This is a genomic window from Pleionea sp. CnH1-48, assembly GCF_024124665.1.
In the GTDB taxonomy this organism is placed as follows: Bacteria; Pseudomonadota; Gammaproteobacteria; order Enterobacterales; family Kangiellaceae; genus JAMXSB01.
The window spans coordinates 38,460-56,300 of record NZ_JAMXSB010000010.1; the positions used below are offsets into that span (position 1 = coordinate 38,460).

Below are 17,841 nucleotides of genomic sequence, written 5' to 3' on the forward strand. Positions count from 1 at the left end.
ATTCTCCCGAAAAAAGTAAGTTTCCTCTTTTCGGGAGAATTGGTGAGTCAGAATACCGCTTTATCCCTAGCTTTTCGATATGGAATGATCTTTGCTCTTTACTCGTTAGTGGTTTGATAAACATTAACCTGAGGAGAAAAGCATGACCATGTATCAGGCACGACAAAAATTCAATCGCTATTTTTTATGGGTAAGCTTGGTTATCTTTTTCGTGAGTTTGATTATCAACAATGGCTATTGGTAGAGTGCAAGATAATCGATATTTTATTGTGGTTGTGAATGTAACGGGCCTTTGATTCGCGACTCTAAAAGTCACCTGTCATTGTCTTGCAATCAAAATGTTAAAATCACTGTTTATCTCTGTCTATTTAACTCTTCTTGTTGTCACCACTTCTCAATCGCTCTATCACTTGTTCCTAAGCTTTTCTGCATTTTGGCTATTAGTGCTGTTGGCTAATGGTGTGATGCTTGGCTTTTTTGCTCGCTTATTTTTGTTTCCGACGGCTCGTACTGGGCGTTTAATTATTCTGCATATCACCCAATGGGGATTGGGCCTGGCCATTGTAATGAGTCATAACACCATAGTCCCTGCCATTCTCTATGGTGTGGGGTTACCTATTATTGGCAGTAGCTTGTATATTTTTTGGTATTCGCACCTTGATCGACAGTCTAATGAGTTATTGGTATCAGGAAAAACATTACCTGACTTTGAGTTGATCACGATAGAAGGCCAAAAGGTTGAAGTTAATCAATGGTTGCCTGGGCAAAAGCTGATTCTATTTTACCGCGGTAACTGGTGCCCCTTATGTATGGCACAAATCGACGAAATTGCTTTGCAGTATCAACAACTGAATGCCATGGGATTTCATATTGTACTGGTAAGCCCTCAACCTCATAAATTTACTGTAAAGTTGGCGGCTAAGTATGACGTGCCTTTTTATTTTATGCAGGATGAGGCCGGTAACACTGCCAAACAGTTAGGAATCTATGCTCAGCAGGGGACACCAAAAGGAATGGAGTTATTAGGGTATGAGTCGGATACTGTATTGCCCACGGTTTTGGCTACGGACAAAAATAACAAAATTATCTTTGTGGATCTCACTGATAATTATCGAATAAGACCTGAGCCGAAAGTGTTTATCGAAATGATTCGAGAGCATCAACAGGCAATGAATGATTGATTTGTTTTGAGCTTAAGCAAAGCATCGCCAATGGGTATCTGGCAATGCTTTGTTTTTGAAGTTTTATTGACCTGCTTTTAGCAGTTTGGTCATAGTACAGGTATAACCGTCATTTTCTTTTCGCATTAAGTGCACACCTAAGTTGGTAGTAATCACGCCTGCTTTTTGTTGTACATTATCGACGATGTTGTTGCTGTTCTCGTCAATGTCTCTAAATTGATTCGCGATACCCTGCCAATAGGCTTGTTCTTCGTAATCATTGGTGAGTGCGTCAGCAAACACCAGAGTTTGTTCGTCAACCATAGAAACATGGCTACCAAATAAACCATAAGGCATTTGATATCTTATTTTGTCCAACAAACCCGTAAAAATACTGGGTATAAAAGAAAACAGCTCGCGGAATTCATCAAGTGACGTTTCGCCAACAGGAATGCGAGAAAACAAATCTTGTGTATTGGTTACTCGATAAACGGGAGTGCTGCCCATGATCTGGTTAGCATCTGCAACCCAATCGAGGCTTCCTACTTTGGGAGAGCCCGTGGCGTAAACCTGAGCAACATCGATGCCTTCAAGCTTTAACCCTGGTGCAGACAACAAGGCTAAAGCACCACCTAAACTGTGGCCAAAGATATGAACTTTTTGACCATCTTGAGTGCGTGCCTGCAATTCGCTAACAACATCTGTCCACACAGAGCCTAGCATGGTTGCAAAGCCGTGATGAACTTTTCTATTCAGCGCGAAGCTGTGGTCGAAATTCCATAACCCAAAATCGGCGTTGAGTAGCCAGTTAAGGTTTGAGTCTGTGTGGCGAAAAGTCAGAAAAACGTCACCTTCGTAATCGGTAATCATGGCGCGAACATTCCAGCGCTGATTATCAAACATTTTGATGTTACTTAATCCCCATTGTTCCTGAGCTTTGGCCAGATCAGCGTCTTTATCGTCGTCGTAGCTATTGGGGTCAGTATCTAACGTTTGCAAAGCGATCCACGAAAAGCTGAGTGCGTGAGCCAGGTCAAATTGAGTTTTTGCGGTATCAACAAGGATGTGAGCGGGAGAAGTGCTGCAAGTGTCTACCGATAGTTGGTTAATAAACTGAGGGCGTTCGATTGTTTGCGCCGAAGTGCTCAGTGCTATTGTTGCGGCAAAGGCAGCGATAAGAGTTTTCATTAATAGTGATTCCAAAGTAAAGTTGTATAGTCACTTCTCTTAACGTTCTGTTAGCCTAGGTTGATGTACTTGCCAACCAGAATGTGTGCAGAGACGAGTGCGATACAACAAAGTTAATATGCAGACTGGTCAAACCAGATTGGGCGCGATATTACCACAAAGTGGGTAATTTGGAAGTGTGAATATGAGATATTTATACGGATTATCATAATAATGTCACATTTGATCTGGGTTTGGAGAAAGCCAACGCAGGATTGTTTATGGTTTCTTTTTATCGCTTATTTAAGATTAAGAAAACCAACAAATATCGGAATTTGAGTTATGTTGTATAGGCGTACCAGTTAGCATTTTGCTGTGGTGATGGCACATCTTGGTCAGTGAGAGAAAAGAGTTCGTTGATATAAAGAAAGATTAAAAAATGAACTATCTTCTGCAAGCCTGTGATGAAATTGATATTGTCGCGATTTCGTGAGGCAATGAAAGACCATTTCGGGGTATACTGGCGTTTAAGTGAATAACAAGAACTTTCTCTTAATGTATTACAGGCTCGCTTTTGGTCATCAGAACTGAGGCGTTTGGCATTTATGTATTCTGCTGTTTTAAGAGATATCAATTAAGCTTAACGGAAGGCCGTATGACGTTTTCTATTCGATTATTAGGGTGTGTGTGTTTGGGCGTTTTGAGTCCCTCTTTATTTGCTCAAGATATTCAGTATGGAGCAGATGTCTCGTTAGTCAGTAATCAAATTTTTCGTGGTCGCAGTTTAAGTGACAAATCTGGTGATTTGCAGGCCACTTTGCATATTTCAAATGACAAAGGTTGGTCTTATCGTTTCTTCGCGACTTCTTACGAAAACTTTTTGGGTGATAAGAAAATGCGCGGTGAAGCGTCACTCGATTATCGCTCTAAAAGCATTGACGGATTTGACTACGTATTTGGCTTTAAACGTTACTTTAGCCCTGATGGTGGTATTGTCATTAATCCTTTAACCAAAAGTTACACTAACGAAGTGTATGTTGGGATTACTTATAAAGATGTACTGCTTACTTACCATCAAGATGATGATGCAGATACCAATTACACTAAACTGAGTTACAAATATGAGTTGATGCAAGGCTTAAAGCTCAGTGCTCATTATGGTATTAATAGTCCTATATATGAAGGGGACGATGCGAATGACTATGGTCTTGAAGCCGTATATCACTGGAACGAAGATTTAAGCTTCTATGGTGGTGCCACCGATCATGAAGTCGAGGGTGGTCACAGCTATGCCGGTGTGACTTATCGGTTCTGGTAATTAAAAGCAGTTTGTTAAAAAAGGCGCTTACATAAAGCGCCTTTTTTGTGCCTGAAACAAATATACCCGTCGCCTTTCAAGGTGCAGCGCTGTGCGCACTCACCCCAATCACTTAGTGTATCTAAGCTCAGGGGACTCGCTTGCTGGCCGCCTATCTGCACTTTGAAATACATTAAAGTAAGCTCATTTGCCGAGAGGCTTCTCGTTGAGCTTCATTGCTAAAATGGCTTGTGTCGAGTTGGTTATAATCATGTTGATTAAGACCTGCTTTTTGACAAGCAACTTTAAATCTTTGTTTAAACAGTTTTGCATAAATGCCATCGCCAGACATACGATAACCAAATCGATTTTCGTTAAGTTTGCCATTACGCATTTCGGTCAAAAAATTGAGTACTTTCTTTTTACGAAACGGAAAATGTTGCTGTAGCCATTGTACAAAAATAGGTTTTACTTCGTAGGGTAGACGCAACAATATATAGCGTGCGACAGAAGCTCCCGCATCGCTGCAGGCTCTGAGTAATGATTCCATCTCACTGTCATTAATCCCAGGAATAACAGGAGCAACAATCACCGAGGTTGGAATATGGTGTTTGTTGAGTTCTTCAATGGTTTGCAGTCTGGCTTTGGGGCTAGCTGCACGTGGTTCCATTATTCTTTTTAGATGATTAGACAAACTCGTCATGCTCATGGCCACAGAAACCAGATTGTTCTCGGCCAGCTGAGATAGCAAATCAATATCTCGGCAAATGAGTTTGCTCTTGGTGATGATGGTTACCGGATGTTGGTACTCCACCATAAGTTTGAGTATATCTCGTGTAATTTCGAGTTGTTGCTCTACTGGTTGGTAAGCATCAGTATTCACACCCAGCGCTATCGGAGTGCATTGATATCGAGGGTTATCAAACTTGGCTCTGAGTAATTCTGCGGCATTCGATTTATAGATTATCTTGGATTCAAAATCGAAACCTGGCGAAAAATCCCAATAAGCATGAGATGGACGCGCAAAGCAGTAGACACAGCCATGCTCACAGCCTCGATAAGGATTGATGCTTTGTTCAAAAGGCACATCACTCGACTGATTGGTACTGATAATGGATTTGGCTTTTTCTTCTATTAACTGAGTTGTGTTAGCCGGTTGATCGCCTTCTTGATACCACCAGACATCGTCCGGTGCTTCAACAGACTGATGGCTAAATCGGTGCTGTACATTATCACTGATGCCTCTTCCTTTGAGGGGGGGAGTATGTAGAGCCGTCATATTTTTCGTTCCTCGTAAAATGATGATCGGAATCGTCCATTAGTAGACGTGGCTCTATACTAACCTACTATTTTAAATGATGCTACTTTTTTAAGTAGTGCTTGTTTGGGTGCTAAAAAGGGCGTTTAGTTCGCGGTTGGTGAAGTAGCTGCTCCATCGTGATGCCATGAGATTGTGCATATTGAGTTTGAAGTTGAAATTGGTTGATGCGCTTCAATAGATAGCGATAGCCAATAATGGCTACAATAGCACCAGGAATCACTAAACCAATATAGGGATAGCCTGCACCAAAAATAATGGCAAACATGACGCTGTTTACGGATAGAGAAATCCACACGCCTAGTGCAAGGCTCAGTTTTGTAAGGTGTTTTTTCTCAGACTCGTTTAAATGAGTACTAATTTGGCGACTAGCCTCAGACTGCCAGGGAGACCAAAACAGGTTCATACCACTTCCCTCAAATGACTAGATGTATAAAAAACTGACAGTCTAGCAGATGGTTAACTATTGATCACCTAGTATTTATAACCATCCTTTTTGTCTGGCTATTCGAGCCGCTTCAATACGATTATTGGCATCCAGCTTGCTGGCGGCGTTGGAGAGATAGTTACGAACAGTACCCGGCGAAAGACACATTTGTTCAGCGATCTGTTCTGTTTTTAGACCATCAAAAGCGAGCTTTAAAGCATGCCGTTCTTTATCTGTCAGTGGATCGGATTGCTCCCAGGCTTCGGTAATGAGTTCTGGAGCGATCACTTTGCGACCAGCCATCACTCGTCGAATGGCATGGGCTAATTCGTCACTGGGAGCGTCTTTGAGTAGATATCCTTTTACGCCAGCATCCATTGAACGGCGCAAGTAACCTGATCGAGCAAAGGTTGTTAAGATGATCACTTGGGTTTTTAATGCTTCCTGCTGAATGGATTGTGCGAGTTCTATACCCGTCATCTGAGGCATTTCTATGTCGGTTAGTACAATGTCAGGTAGGTGTTCACGTGCCAGCTCAAGCGCTTCTTGTCCGTTATTGGCTTTGGCGATCACGGTGAAATCTTCTTCAAGGTCGAGGAGGGCACTGAGTGCACCTAACAGCATCCCTTGATCTTCGGCAATCAAAATTCGAATCATCGGTGTTGTTCCGGCAGGTTGATAAGCAGTTTAAATCCATTGTCAGTCATATAGTCAAAACTTCCCGTTAACTTTTCAACTCTTTCTCTCATACCCTCTATGCCATTACCTTCATGAATGCTTTTTAGTTGACCATTGTCATGAATGCTAAGAAGGGTGCGTTGTTTTTCGCTGGTTAATACAATTTCGCAACTGGTTGCATTGGAGTGACGAACGATATTGGTTACGGCTTCTCGTACAATAAAGGCGAGTGTTGAATTAACCGATTCGGCGAGTTCTGAACAATCGACACGATAGCTGAGTTCGATATCGGCTGACTTAAGCATCAGTTGCGCGTTAGCCAGTTCGGTATTGAGATCCTTTTGTCGATAGCCGCTGACGGCTTCTCGAATTTGTGCCAGTGCATCTCGGCTTATTGACTCAAGATCTTTAATTTCTTGTCGGGCTTTATCTTTATCAATGTCCATGAGCTTGTGAGCCAATTGCGCTTTCATGGTGAGCATCGATAAAGTATGGCCAATTGAGTCATGTAAATCACGGGCAATGCGTTCGCGTTCGGCTGTTTTGGCCAGATGTTTAACTTCTTCTCGAGAGAGTTTTAATTCCTGATTTTTTCGCTCAATTTCATTGGAGTATATATTTAAGCCGCCAATCATGATGGAAAAGAAAATGGCAGGCATAAAGAAGTATACGGGTTGGTTGAGTAACCAGGAGGTCGCAACAATCGAAACGATAATTAAGCCAACAACAAAGGCAGCTTTTTTAGGATTGTTATAGCGAGAGCAAAAAGAGGCTGCATAAATAAAATATACGTTTGCCCCGGTCGTTAAATCAGATAAAGCACATCCGAGTAACGTGATGGCTGCGATATAAAAGCTAAGCGTTTTTCGGGTTGACCAGTAGGTACGAAAATACAGCACCAGAAAAACCAGCATGCCCAATAAGCCAATTGAAACTTCCCATGACGCAAGCGACTGGCTAAATAAACCAAATAAATAAAATACCAAATAAATAAGCCAAATATAGGGCAGGTAGTTGGTTCTGGTATCAGAAGGTAATAAAGTTTGATGGATGCTTTTCCAGAAAGAACCCGATGTTTGCGTCATAGTCTATTTGGCCTGGATAAAAAAGTTTGCCCTCTGATGGTGAGTCAGAGGGAGTTCAGTTAGTTTATAACAATGTTATCTAATGTGAAATGGAAGTCTGACTGTTGTTTGCCTGCAACCCAGGCAAAACCAGTGACATTGCCCCAGTCGACAGCATCCAGTTGAGCGAAATCTATTTGTATTGGTTGGCACTGCGCAGAAACTTCAAAACCTACTTCTGCCGGACGTTGCGAGTCTCGGGTGAAAACCATCAGGCGATATTGTCCCGGTTGCCCTTTTACCTGAAACTCAATGCTTTTTTGTGCGGTTAGATTAACGCCTTTTTGCATAGACTCTCCCAGCATAAAGAAGACTCCCGCCCAGGGAAAAGGAAACTGATTACCGACGGTTCCTTTAACGGCTAAGGCGCCTGCATCCTGACAGCCTTCAGCAACCCAGTTAATAGAAGCCGTCGAGTTGCCTTTCATCATGTTGTCAGATGTGGCACTGAATCCCAATCCATTTTGTGGTTGTAGATTGGCATCGGGAAAATGACTGACAACACCATTATTTTTTAGCGCGACTTCGCTGACTTCTTTATCTTTTTCGATGGTGTGTACATAACCATTCTTCCAGATGGTTTTGATTGCGCGGGTGTGCTTGATGTCTTTGGCTGGATCGGCAGAGAGCAAAATCATATCGGCTCGAGCGCCAGGTTTTAAGTGACCTCGTTGGGTTAAACCAAAGGCGTTGGCTGCATTGAAGGTTGCCGCGGTCAAGGCCTCTGTGGGTGACAGGCCACTATCAACTAATAGCTCGACTTCGTCATGCATACTGATCCCATGAGCGGTGCCGGGATTAGGTGCATCGGTCCCCGCTAACAGGAGGATGCCAGCCTGATGCATTTTTCGCGTATTATCGAGCGCATTGGCAAAGGTATGGTTGCCGTGATCACCAAAGGAGAAAGATTGCAGTAAACTTTGCTTGATTGAAGGCGTAACCAAAGAAGAAAGTGTTGGATCATCAATTAACGCTTGACCTCTTTGTTGGTTTGCAAAAGAGGCAATGACCGAAAGGGTCGGGATCACAAAAGTGTTTTGCTTTTTTAATGCCGTTAATAATTCGTCACTGACAGCTTGGTCGGCAAAAGTATGGACCAATCCATCGGCACCTGCCTCGACGGCATCCAGAGCTGAATTCATATTACTAATATGTACGACGGCTAATCGATTGTGCTTATGTGCTGCTGTGATCAGAGCGCTCATGGTTGCTTTGTCAATGGATGTAAAATGGCTCTTTTCGTGGGTTCTATCATAGACGATCTTGATATAGTCTGAGCCTTCTTTTAGTCTGGCCTGCACAAAAGCTTCTGCTTCGTCGGGACTTGTTAGTGTTGGCACCGGAATGCCATACTCAGTGCCATGTCCTTTAGGACTGGTTGCTAAAGTGCCAGCAGAAAAAAGATCTGCCTGTTTAACCTGATCGACATTATCTCGTTGCGTTTTATGTTGCTGCAAAAAGCGATAGTCAGTAAACATATCCAATTCTGTGGTGACACCAAAGTTAAGGGCTTGCTGCAAAGCTTCTCCCCAGGTATGGGTATGAGCATCGATTAACCCGGGTATCAGATAACCATGTTCGCCATCAACAACTGGCAAGCTTTGTTGTGAATCATTGTTGGCGATATGACCGTTGATAACAGTAACTTGAGTATTGGGTATCCATTGCTGGCCATCAAACAGATGGATGTTCGTTAAGCGAAAAGAGGAGGCTTCTGTCTTGCCGCTCTTGGAGGTTGTTTTTTCTTCGGTGGGTGTTGGCAACAGAAAAATAAAACCGGTTACCAAAGCCAATATGATTAAGGCAGTTATTATAGGGCGCATAAAAAATGTCTCTTGCAATAAACTTGTTGCGCTCGCTTAAACAAAAACGAGCGCTATCGATTTAGTTGTTTGATATTCGATGGAAAGCGCGTGTAGCAAGCGCCAGAAAAATAGCTGTCATTGCTGCCAGTGCTGCGAGATGAATCATCCAGGATTGGCCAATGTCCAGCGACTGAACTTTTAGTGTCAGTTGTGCTAAATGAAAAGCGGGCAGCAGATTCGCAGCTTTTTGCAAAAAGTCTGGAAAGTAATCGATGGGGATCCAAAGGCCAGATAAAAAGGCCATTGGAAGATACAGCAAATTAACAACGGCTGGAGCCGCCTGTGCTTTCAGTTGCAGACCTAACCATAAGCCGAGGGTACAAAAAGGAAGTACGCCCAGCAACAAAACCAGCAAAGTCATCGCCCATTCTGATCGGCTTAATCGTACGTCACCAAAAATAGCCGCAAGACTAAACAAGGCCATGGTGATGATTAAAGCAAACATCATAGCGGTCAGTATTTTTGATACAAAATAGGCCGAGATGGGCATCGGGCTGGCTTGTTTTAGTGCTAACCAGCCGTGATCTTTTTCTACCGCTATGTTAACGCCAAAAGAAAAAAGAGCAGGGCCAATTATGCCAAAAACACCATAGGTCGCCATCAGGTAAGCAGGCATCTGACCGCTCATGCCACCACGGTTAAATATTAAACCAAAGAAAACATAAAACATCAGAGGAAATGCCAAACTAGGGAGTGCAAAAGCAGGCATGCGAATTACTTTTAAGAATTCGCTTTGGGTTTCTAGTGAGAAAAGACGCAACCTTTGATTAAAAGTAAATGACTGGCTCATCACACGGCCTCCTGATAAGGGGTAGTTGGCGATTCTTCCGTTAAATGAATAAAGGCATCTTCGAGTGAAACTTCGGTAACCGTTAAGTCCGTTATCTTGGCTTCGCGGTTTAACAGATGCTTGAGGGTGTGTTCTGCATGAGTGGATTGTAACTCGATGTAGTCGCCACGCTGACGACTCTGACTAACATCTGGCAGTGTGTTGAAGTCCTCTGGCTTATGAGGACTACGAAAGCGGATCCGTTTACCACCGAGATGAGATTTAATTTGTTCCGGCGTACCCTCCATACTGATGCTTCCATTGTTAAGTAATGAGATGCGATCGGCGAGTACATCGGCTTCTTCTAAATAATGGGTGGTCAGTAATACGGCGCATCCTTCTGCTGATAATTGTCGAATGCAATTCCAGAAATCTCTTCTAGAGTTAACGTCGAGGCCAACAGTTGGCTCGTCCAGAAAAACCAGTTCGGGTTGTCCACAAATAGCCAAAGCAAAAAATAAACGTTGTTGTTGTCCTCCCGAAAGCGCGTCAAAGCGTCGCTGTTCAAGTCCAACGAGATTGGCTTTCTCCAAAACGGATTCTAACGGCAGAGGATTTAAGTAATAGCTTGAAAATAGCTCAATATGTTCTTTAATTGTCAGAGTATTTGGCATTTTTGTGGATTGTAAAACAGTACCTGTGCGACGACGAGCATCGAGATGACCGGGAGCTTTGCCGAATACTTTTACGCTACCCGAATCATACTTCACGCGACCTAGCAGGGAGTTAATAAAGGTGGTTTTGCCAGCTCCGTTAGTTCCCAGTAGCGCCACAATTTCGCCAGGATTAATAATAAAGTCGATGTTTTGCAATGCTCTAACATCACCATAAGATTTGCTGAGTCCCTGTACTGATACACAGGCATTAATTGTCATAAGGCTCTCCTCCAAACTACTGAGCCTATTGTGTCTTATTGATGCCGTGATGAGTAGAGTGATTTGTCACAGATGTTTAATGACAATTGTCATTTGTCAGAAATGAGCGCCGCTAATGAGTGCTGGACGATAAATAAGCAGACCAGCCGCAACAGAAATTAACAAATAGGAGTTGTCAAAAGGTGTTGTCGTTAAAGAGTTTGTTCTGGAGATTATTTGGACCGGTATTGGTGATCGTCATTGTTGCTGCGGTAGCCATGATGTTTATTATTCCTTCGTCAATCAAGGCCGGAGCTATTAAAGACGCGATTGCATCAGCACAAAATACCGTGCAGCAGTTTAAGACATTGCGAGCTTACTACACAAAAAATGTCGTCGCCCCGGTGCTCAGTGATTCCAATTTAAAACCTCACTATGACCACAAACAGTCCGGACGGATCCCTTTGCCAGCCACTATGATTCATGAACTGAGTGATGAATTAAAAAAGAAAGGAATGTCTGTTCGGTTATACAGCCAGTATCCGTTCCCTAATCGCAGTCAGCGTTCGTTGGGGGATTTTGAGCGTAACGCATGGGAGTTTTTATTACAAAACCCAAAGCAAGTGTTCAGTGAAACCACCCAGATTGATGGCAAAGCCTCATTGCGAGTGGCGATTGCCGATACCATGGCCGCTCAGGCCTGTGTGGATTGTCATAACTCTCATCCAGAAACCCCCAGAAAGGGTTGGAAGCTCGGGGATGTTCGAGGCGTTTTGGAGGTGGCGATACCCATCGAAGACAAAATAGCCATGAGTTATGAGATAGGTACCAATGTTGTGCTGATCTTGATCGGTGTATTGGTGATTATTTGTGTCACATTGTTATGGGTGTATCAGCGTTTTGTCAGTGCCCGTTTAGAAGGTTTCTCGGATAGTATCGAGCAGATGTCTCGAGGTGATTTAACGGCGCGACTGGATGATAAAGGCAGTGACGAATTTGCCGAAACCGCGCGAACCTTTAACCAGTTTGGTGATAAGTTATTAAATTCCATGCGCACCTTCAGGGAGCAGTCGGAGCTACTGAATATGGCCGCAGCGGATCTGGCGGGTATTTCGGATCGCTCATTGGGTACCATGGAACAACAGAAACGAGAACGCGGGACGGTAGTAGAGTCCCTCGAACAGACATCAACGGTTGTGAGTGATGTTGCTCAAAGCGCATCCTCTGCGGCGATGAATGCCAACAGTGCCGATACTGCGGCAAAAACGGGATTGAGTGACGTTAATAATACGATAGGAGCTATTCAGCAACTGGTGGGAGAAATCGAAACGGCCACTCAGGTGATTAACCAGTTAGAAGAAGACAGTGTCAGCATTGGTTCGGTGCTGGATGTGATCCGAGGCATTGCAGAGCAAACCAACCTGCTAGCGTTAAATGCGGCCATTGAGGCAGCACGAGCCGGAGAGCAAGGACGAGGGTTTGCGGTGGTTGCCGACGAGGTACGGACTCTGGCCAGTCGAACTCAATCGTCTACTGAAGAAATTCAGGTTGTGATCGAAAGAGTGCAAGAGGGCGCTCGTAAGGCGGTGGCGGCCATCGAGAGCGGTAACTCAGGTGCGGCAGGTAGCATGGAGCAGGCTCAACAGGCAGGAAAGTCTCTGGACGAAATTGCCAGCGAAGTGGCTTCTATCAGCGATATGAATAACCAGATTGCCAGTGCTGCCGAAGAGCTTTCGGTCAATACTCGACATATTATTGATGTGGTGACGCAGGTTGCGAGAGTGGCGGAGCAGTCTTCGCACACAGCACAGGAAGTTGCATCGCAGTCCGAGGGACTTAATGCTCTGGCCTCAAACTTGCTGGAAAATGTGAACCAATTTAAGGTGAACTAGCTGCTGCTGATGGTTGGCTGACAACCACGGCAGCAACACTCAAGTCTATCTACGGCCTCAACATTTGGGGCCGGTTTTCTCTTAGCTTTGTTATAAGCTCCTCTGTTCTTATCGTTACTTCATAAAAGTGTCGGCATTTATTCAAAAATAAAATATCTGCCCAGAGTTAAAAAGGACTAGGCTTAATAGAGTTGCGCTACAAAGGCGTTCTGCCTGAGGCGAATAACTTTCGATTGCTAATAAGGTAGTGACTGTTCTATGGAGAATGCTGAGACCCAGAAGATACCCGCCCAACGTAAGCAGGTTACGGTATTGATTGCTGATATTCGAGGATTCTCGCAATTGTCATCAATACTCGAGCCAGAAATGACCATCCTGTTGCTGAATCGCTTTTTCTCCGAGATGGTTGATCAGGTTCATCGGTTTCACGGAACGGTGGATAAATTTATGGGGGACGCCATTCTTGCTGTTTTTGATGGTGATCACGTGGATGGGCCTGCGCAGCAACAGGCCAATATTGCCGCTCAGAATGCTGTGGCCTGTGCGGTCAGCATGCAACAATCGCTCAACTCTCTTAATCACAAAAATGCCGTTGATAAGATGCCGCCCTTATATATTGGCATCGGCATTCATTCTGGCGAAGTGATTGCCGGATGCATAGGTTCTTCGTCACACAACGAAAAAACCGTGATTGGTAAGACGGTAAATATGGCGGCCAGGGTAGAAGCCCATAGCTTACGGGGGCAGATATTATTGTCTGAGGCGACCTATGAGCGTACCCAAGGATTCGTTAAAGTTGCGGATCCTTCTCGAGTATTTCTTAAGGGCGTATCACAGCCTGTTCGATTGTTTGAATTACTAAAAACCCAACGTCCTAACCCGATGATTGTGCCCCGTCGTGAAGAAAGAAAAAGCCCACGGGTAGAAGTTCACATGCCGCTGTCTTTTCAGTGTGTTGCTGGACCCACCGTATTAAGAGAAGAGTACCACGGAGAAATATTGGATTTGAGTTACCATGGAATGAAGGCCTTTACTCCCATTAAGTTAGAGCCTTACACCGACATTAAATTTCCGTTGTCATCCAGTTTGTTTGGCGAGCAACTCGGTGAGGTGTATGCCAAAGTATTAAAGTCATCCACCATGTCGAATACCTTTGGTCATACTGCCAACATGGAGTTTACTGCGATGCGGCCACAAAGTCAGTTTGCTCTAAACCGCTTTGTGGATGGCCTGATTGCGTAAAACTATCGACGATTTAAAAACGGCTGCAAATAGTCTTCGAGATTTTCTATACAACGATAAATGCGTTTTGTCATAACATTCTGTTTGGCGTTCTGATTCATGACTTTCATGGTAATTTCTTTACCCAGCTCTGGATCGGTAGTGAAGTCTTTGCCACCCGAAGCTTTGTCGCTGATAAAAGTGTCCATGGCAATGTTAACTTCAGTCACGCATTTACGTAATGCCTGTGTTAGCTCAGATATGTTTTCTCCCCACAAGGCTTCGGCTTCAAGCGTACAGGCATCGAATTCCTTGATGGCTTCATAAACCGGTATCCAGCGTTGTTTGAACACATGCATCCAGGCTTCGGCTTCTTCTTTAGCACTGGGGTTTCGGTGCGATGCAAACTCAGAGGGGAGTTCTTCTACCGTTACAAAAGGCGCGCGACAATAGTTGAGTTCTTCGCGCAAACTGTAAACGGCTTTAATCAAACTCTTGGCCGCTTCGAACTCGGCTTTTCCGTTGTTTTCTTTGCGCCAGCTTTTTAGTCCTACGATGGCGACACCAGCCAGTGTCAAAGCCGCGATTGAGAGTGACACATCTTTGATCATGGTGACAATTTCTGCAGCCATAGCTTTCCCTTCGTTTGTTTTTTATTTTATGGGTTGTCAGAGCAGGTGGATTTAACACACTGCCCTGATTGTAGTTTAAGAGCTTAATTCAAAGTTGGCCAGTCGTTCTAACGCTTGCTCAAAGTCGGCTTCGGGAATTGATAGTACAAATCGACAATAACCCGGCAAACCTGTCCAGGTGGCGTTATTAATCACGACACCCGTTTCATCGAACAAACGTCGTGCGATACGGTCCGTTGCTTCTGTCCATCGGTCTTGCTCCAGTGCATCAAGACTGATTTTAGGCTTTGCTACCAAGAAGAGACCTGCTTTGGGCACTAGCACATCCCATCCTTGTTCGCTCAGTACTTTTGTCAGTCGCTCAGCCCGTGAAGACAGGGTTTGCCGTTGATGGGCCAGACATTTCATCAACTCGGGATCTTCTGTTAACTGTGCTTCAATGGTTTCTCGGATCGCATAACCCATTGTAAAGTGCGGTCGTCGATGAGTTTTGCGATCCAGTTGCTGCATCAGTTCACGATCATGAGACCAGGCGTATCCGAAGCGTAAACCACCTGCGGCATATTCTTTTGCGATGCCGCTCACCAAAATTAATCGGGCGTCGTCAGCATTGATCAGCGCTTCTACACCTTGTTTAATATTCCACTGTGCTGCAGCATCAAACTCTAAGCCAGAAAATATCGTGTCGAGGATCAGAGTGCCACCCATGTCGGCCACTAAAGTCATTATCTCGTTGAGTTCTTCGTTGGTATACAAAGCGCCCGTAGGATTGACGACCGGAGCGTTTAAAAATAACCAGGCGTTGGGGTGCTGTGTTAACGTAGAACGTAAAAGCTCTGGTGTGAGCTTAAAGTGATCCTGCTCCTGAGTTTCTATGGGGTAGTGTTTAAGCTGATAATAATCGGCAGCGGCAACAAAATATCCGTAAGAGCCAGTAGGGAACAGCAAGGTTTGCTGGCGTTCGTGACAAATAGACAGCAGGGTAGAGTACATGGGCGCAACACCCAGGTTAAACGCCATGTCGGCATACCATGACTGAGGGATTGCAAAACGCTGTTCCAGTTGACGTCGAATAGACATTTCTGGAGATGTTTCGTCGGCTGGGAGTTGGTTCAACAAAAAGCTCTCTAACACCGACTGCTTTAAACATCTTGGTGCGGGGAGTTCATTTTCACCATAATCCATGCGCAAGGTGTTACTGCCAAAAGGCAAATGGTTACCTGTGATTGCAGGATGTTGAAACGCCGTTTTTGCGTGCGATGTGGCATTTAATGTGGTTGCGTTTTTTGTGGCGGAGTTGTCGCCACTGTCTTGAATCAAACGCGTACGTTGAAAGAATAAAAGCTCTTCAAACAGATGGCCGTAGTACAGCTGATTGATCACCGGAGTTCGGCTATAAGATAATTCGGCAGAATCGGTTAAACATTGCTGAATATCAGGGTTAGCTGATACAACAATGTTCAGGGATAGATCTTGGTAAACCTTGTTATTGATCAACGCAATGGACAACAACAGATGTTGCGGTAAAGAGTTATTGGCTAACCAACGATAAATTGCATGACTCTGTGTTTGGCTCGATAACTCCACATGGTTCGATAAATCAAGCACCAGCAGGCATTGATGCTGTTCCGTTACTTTGATGAGTTGTTCAATCAGATGGACCGAGTGAACCTCATGCTCTTGTATCTGAGTAATAAGGGCAGCGGGTTTAAGTTGCTCTATGAGCTGCAATTGCAACTCGATACTGGTAGGCACTTCCAGTAGGCGAGTATCGGCGGGCAAGTGACTATTGGTGATACGCGATTTACTTTCGCTGTCCATAAATACCAATGGCAGTTCACAACTATTTAACAGGTTGGTAATAAACTCTTTGCGTCCGGGCGTAATTAAAATGTTATCTTCATGAGCTTCTACATGATGGTAGTAACGCAAAAACTCTTTTATTTGTTGGCGAAAGTAAGTAATACCTTTGGTGCTTTCATAAGGAAAAGCATCAATTGATTGCAACCAAAGAGACAGATGCGCAATAAAAGAATAACGTTCTTCTGCCAGCTCGGGATTTTCTATGGTTAAGTCTACGGCGCTTTTAAGTTTGTCATTACCGTAATTGAGTAAACTTTGGTAGAGTGTTTTTACCGCTTCTGGATAGTTGAGTTGAGCCTCATACACATCAACCGTATGAAAAATTTTGCCATCAGCCCGTGCATAATCTGCTGCGGTGGTTGCTGTAATAGGAGTACTGTCATCGGGATTAATATAAAACTCGAATTTATGACCGGTAGTTTCTTCGATGGCAACCAGAGCATCAATGTCGGTGTCGGCTGCTTGTTTTACATGGTTTTGCCAGATGCGACGGAGATTAAACCCGCGGCGTTTTATCAGTCGTTCGAGGACTGCCTGACCGGGTCGCCCGCCAAGATTTAAAATCAACTTGCCTTGGGGTTTGACTAAACAAATCGATTGCTCAACGGCTTTAGCAATCAATCCTAATCCAAACTGATCTTCAATGTAGCCTTGAACGGCGCAATAATTAGATAACGACAGCAAATAGTCATCGTTGGCGGTTTCGGCTACCAGAGTTTCCATCACTTCAGGTTCTGGGTTCAATACCTGTGGAATACAACCAATAATATAATCAAAGTGATTTTTCTTACCATCGAAGTGAGACAAGAGATCCGATTGATAAAAAGACACGCAATCCAGAAGACCACGGTTATCATCAATGAGCAGGGCTTCGCCTTGTTCATTAAAGGCATTAACTAATAGATTTAATTGAGCGCAGGTGATGGCTTTGGGATTAATATCGACGCCGACAATCATTTGAGGGCGATAACGAAGAGCCAGTGCAATGGTGATCCAACCAATACCACAGCCGAGTTCGGTCATGGTTCGTTGGTAAAATTCGTTGTCGGGATAACGAACTAAGCCTTCGTAAAAAGTAAACGACCAATCTTCTGGTTCAAAGGTACTCGGAAATTGAAATAACCACAGGGTGTGTTGTTTGTCGTGATGGTCGAGAATAACTTGAGGAAATAATCGGAAGCTATGTTGCTCTAAGGTGTAGTCACTGGCGTTCGTTTTTAGTTGCTGAACCAGATCCAGCGCTGCACTACGAGTGTTGTCGTTAGATAATTGTCGAATAAGCTCTTTAAATGCGTCGTAAGCGCTTGTGCTAGACGCTTGGCAAAGATCAATAAAGTGTTCTTTGGTGAATTGCATAAACAATGTGTTTCCGTGGGTTAACTCATTGTGATTGGAATATATATCCGTCGCCTTTCAAGGTGCAGCGGTGTTGGCTGCACCTTGAAATACTTTGGGTATAAAATCCTGGTGCAATCTATGTACTCATTTTAGTCGTTTCACAATGAGAGTTTTTA

The 17,841-nt window shown here is 44.0% G+C and carries 14 protein-coding genes; 4 read left to right on the forward strand and 10 right to left on the reverse strand.

Annotation, left to right across the window (positions count from 1 at the left end):
- Positions 1 to 338 precede the first annotated feature (338 nt).
- Positions 339 to 1,181 carry a peroxiredoxin gene (locus tag NH399_RS16205; RefSeq protein ID WP_253041897.1) on the forward strand — a complete coding sequence of 281 codons (843 nt, stop codon included), beginning with the start codon at positions 339 to 341 and terminating at the stop codon, positions 1,179 to 1,181.
- A gap of 63 nt (positions 1,182 to 1,244) precedes the next feature.
- Here NH399_RS16205 and NH399_RS16210 read toward each other — a convergent pair whose 3' ends face one another.
- Complete coding sequence (locus NH399_RS16210) at positions 1,245 to 2,348, reverse strand: alpha/beta fold hydrolase (protein WP_253041899.1); 1,104 nt, start codon at positions 2,346 to 2,348, stop codon at positions 1,245 to 1,247.
- A 634-nt stretch (positions 2,349 to 2,982) separates the two neighbouring features.
- Here NH399_RS16210 and NH399_RS16215 point away from each other — a divergent pair.
- Complete coding sequence (locus NH399_RS16215) at positions 2,983 to 3,645, forward strand: TorF family putative porin (RefSeq protein ID WP_253041901.1); 663 nt, start codon at positions 2,983 to 2,985, stop codon at positions 3,643 to 3,645.
- A 172-nt stretch (positions 3,646 to 3,817) separates the two neighbouring features.
- On the opposite strand, the gene NH399_RS16220 is transcribed toward NH399_RS16215, so the two are convergent.
- The 7 genes from NH399_RS16220 to NH399_RS16250 all read right to left on the reverse strand — a co-directional run bounded on the left by NH399_RS16220 (position 3,818) and on the right by NH399_RS16250 (position 10,740).
- Positions 3,818 to 4,903 (reverse strand): PA0069 family radical SAM protein, encoded by a 1,086-nt coding sequence (locus NH399_RS16220; protein ID WP_253041903.1) that lies wholly within the window; start codon positions 4,901 to 4,903, stop codon positions 3,818 to 3,820.
- A 112-nt stretch (positions 4,904 to 5,015) separates the two neighbouring features.
- The gene (locus NH399_RS16225) at positions 5,016 to 5,348 is read right to left on the reverse strand and encodes a hypothetical protein (RefSeq protein ID WP_253041905.1); all 333 of its coding nucleotides are present in this window, start codon (positions 5,346 to 5,348) and stop codon (positions 5,016 to 5,018) included.
- Positions 5,349 to 5,423: 75 nt separating this feature from the next.
- Entirely contained in the window at positions 5,424 to 6,026 is a 603-nt protein-coding gene (locus NH399_RS16230) for a response regulator transcription factor (protein ID WP_253041907.1), read from the reverse strand.
- Complete coding sequence (locus NH399_RS16235; RefSeq protein ID WP_253041909.1) at positions 6,023 to 7,132, reverse strand: sensor histidine kinase; 1,110 nt, start codon at positions 7,130 to 7,132, stop codon at positions 6,023 to 6,025. Before NH399_RS16235 ends, NH399_RS16230 begins: the two co-directional genes overlap by 4 nt.
- Positions 7,133 to 7,191: 59 nt before the next feature.
- Positions 7,192 to 8,994, reverse strand: coding sequence for an amidohydrolase family protein (locus tag NH399_RS16240; protein WP_253041911.1), 1,803 nt, complete (start codon positions 8,992 to 8,994; stop codon positions 7,192 to 7,194).
- 61 nt (positions 8,995 to 9,055) lie between these two features.
- The gene (locus tag NH399_RS16245; RefSeq protein ID WP_253041913.1) at positions 9,056 to 9,826 is read right to left on the reverse strand and encodes an ABC transporter permease; all 771 of its coding nucleotides are present in this window, start codon (positions 9,824 to 9,826) and stop codon (positions 9,056 to 9,058) included.
- On the reverse strand, positions 9,826 to 10,740 hold the full coding sequence (locus tag NH399_RS16250; protein ID WP_253041915.1) for an ABC transporter ATP-binding protein: 915 nt from the start codon (positions 10,738 to 10,740) through the stop codon (positions 9,826 to 9,828). Before NH399_RS16250 ends, NH399_RS16245 begins: the two co-directional genes overlap by 1 nt.
- 182 nt (positions 10,741 to 10,922) lie before the next feature.
- On the opposite strand from NH399_RS16250, the gene NH399_RS16255 reads away from it, so the two are divergent.
- Positions 10,923 to 12,611, forward strand: coding sequence for a methyl-accepting chemotaxis protein (locus NH399_RS16255; protein ID WP_253041917.1), 1,689 nt, complete (start codon positions 10,923 to 10,925; stop codon positions 12,609 to 12,611).
- Positions 12,612 to 12,869: 258 nt separating this feature from the next.
- Positions 12,870 to 13,853, forward strand: a complete 984-nt coding sequence (locus tag NH399_RS16260) for an adenylate/guanylate cyclase domain-containing protein (RefSeq protein ID WP_253041919.1) — start codon at positions 12,870 to 12,872, stop codon at positions 13,851 to 13,853.
- 2 nt (positions 13,854 to 13,855) lie between these two features.
- Here the strand turns inward: NH399_RS16260 and NH399_RS16265 are convergent, their stop codons facing one another.
- Together NH399_RS16265 and NH399_RS16270 are read right to left on the reverse strand one after the other, a co-directional pair.
- Positions 13,856 to 14,464: a hypothetical protein gene (locus NH399_RS16265; protein ID WP_253041921.1), complete on the reverse strand. Its 609-nt coding sequence runs from the start codon at positions 14,462 to 14,464 to the stop codon at positions 13,856 to 13,858.
- A gap of 75 nt (positions 14,465 to 14,539) precedes the next feature.
- Complete coding sequence (locus NH399_RS16270; RefSeq protein ID WP_253041923.1) at positions 14,540 to 17,683, reverse strand: aminotransferase class I/II-fold pyridoxal phosphate-dependent enzyme; 3,144 nt, start codon at positions 17,681 to 17,683, stop codon at positions 14,540 to 14,542.
- Between the last annotated feature and the right edge of the window lie 158 nt (positions 17,684 to 17,841).

Bases quoted from the DNA above. Each gene is read 5' to 3' on its own strand.
- NH399_RS16225 (WP_253041905.1), bottom strand. From the start codon at position 5,348: ATGAACCTGTTTTGGTCTCCCTGGCAGTCTGAGGCTAGTCGCCAAATT.
- NH399_RS16240 (WP_253041911.1), bottom strand. From the start codon at position 8,994: ATGCGCCCTATAATAACTGCCTTAATCATATTGGCTTTGGTAACCGGT.
- NH399_RS16235 (WP_253041909.1), bottom strand. From the start codon at position 7,132: ATGACGCAAACATCGGGTTCTTTCTGGAAAAGCATCCATCAAACTTTA.
- NH399_RS16215 (WP_253041901.1), top strand. From the start codon at position 2,983: ATGACGTTTTCTATTCGATTATTAGGGTGTGTGTGTTTGGGCGTTTTG.
- NH399_RS16230 (WP_253041907.1), bottom strand. From the start codon at position 6,026: ATGATTCGAATTTTGATTGCCGAAGATCAAGGGATGCTGTTAGGTGCA.
- NH399_RS16245 (WP_253041913.1), bottom strand. From the start codon at position 9,826: ATGAGCCAGTCATTTACTTTTAATCAAAGGTTGCGTCTTTTCTCACTA.
- NH399_RS16210 (WP_253041899.1), bottom strand. From the start codon at position 2,348: ATGAAAACTCTTATCGCTGCCTTTGCCGCAACAATAGCACTGAGCACT.
- NH399_RS16260 (WP_253041919.1), top strand. From the start codon at position 12,870: ATGGAGAATGCTGAGACCCAGAAGATACCCGCCCAACGTAAGCAGGTT.
- NH399_RS16250 (WP_253041915.1), bottom strand. From the start codon at position 10,740: ATGACAATTAATGCCTGTGTATCAGTACAGGGACTCAGCAAATCTTAT.
- NH399_RS16205 (WP_253041897.1), top strand. From the start codon at position 339: ATGTTAAAATCACTGTTTATCTCTGTCTATTTAACTCTTCTTGTTGTC.
- NH399_RS16270 (WP_253041923.1), bottom strand. From the start codon at position 17,683: ATGCAATTCACCAAAGAACACTTTATTGATCTTTGCCAAGCGTCTAGC.
- NH399_RS16265 (WP_253041921.1), bottom strand. From the start codon at position 14,464: ATGGCTGCAGAAATTGTCACCATGATCAAAGATGTGTCACTCTCAATC.
- NH399_RS16220 (WP_253041903.1), bottom strand. From the start codon at position 4,903: ATGACGGCTCTACATACTCCCCCCCTCAAAGGAAGAGGCATCAGTGAT.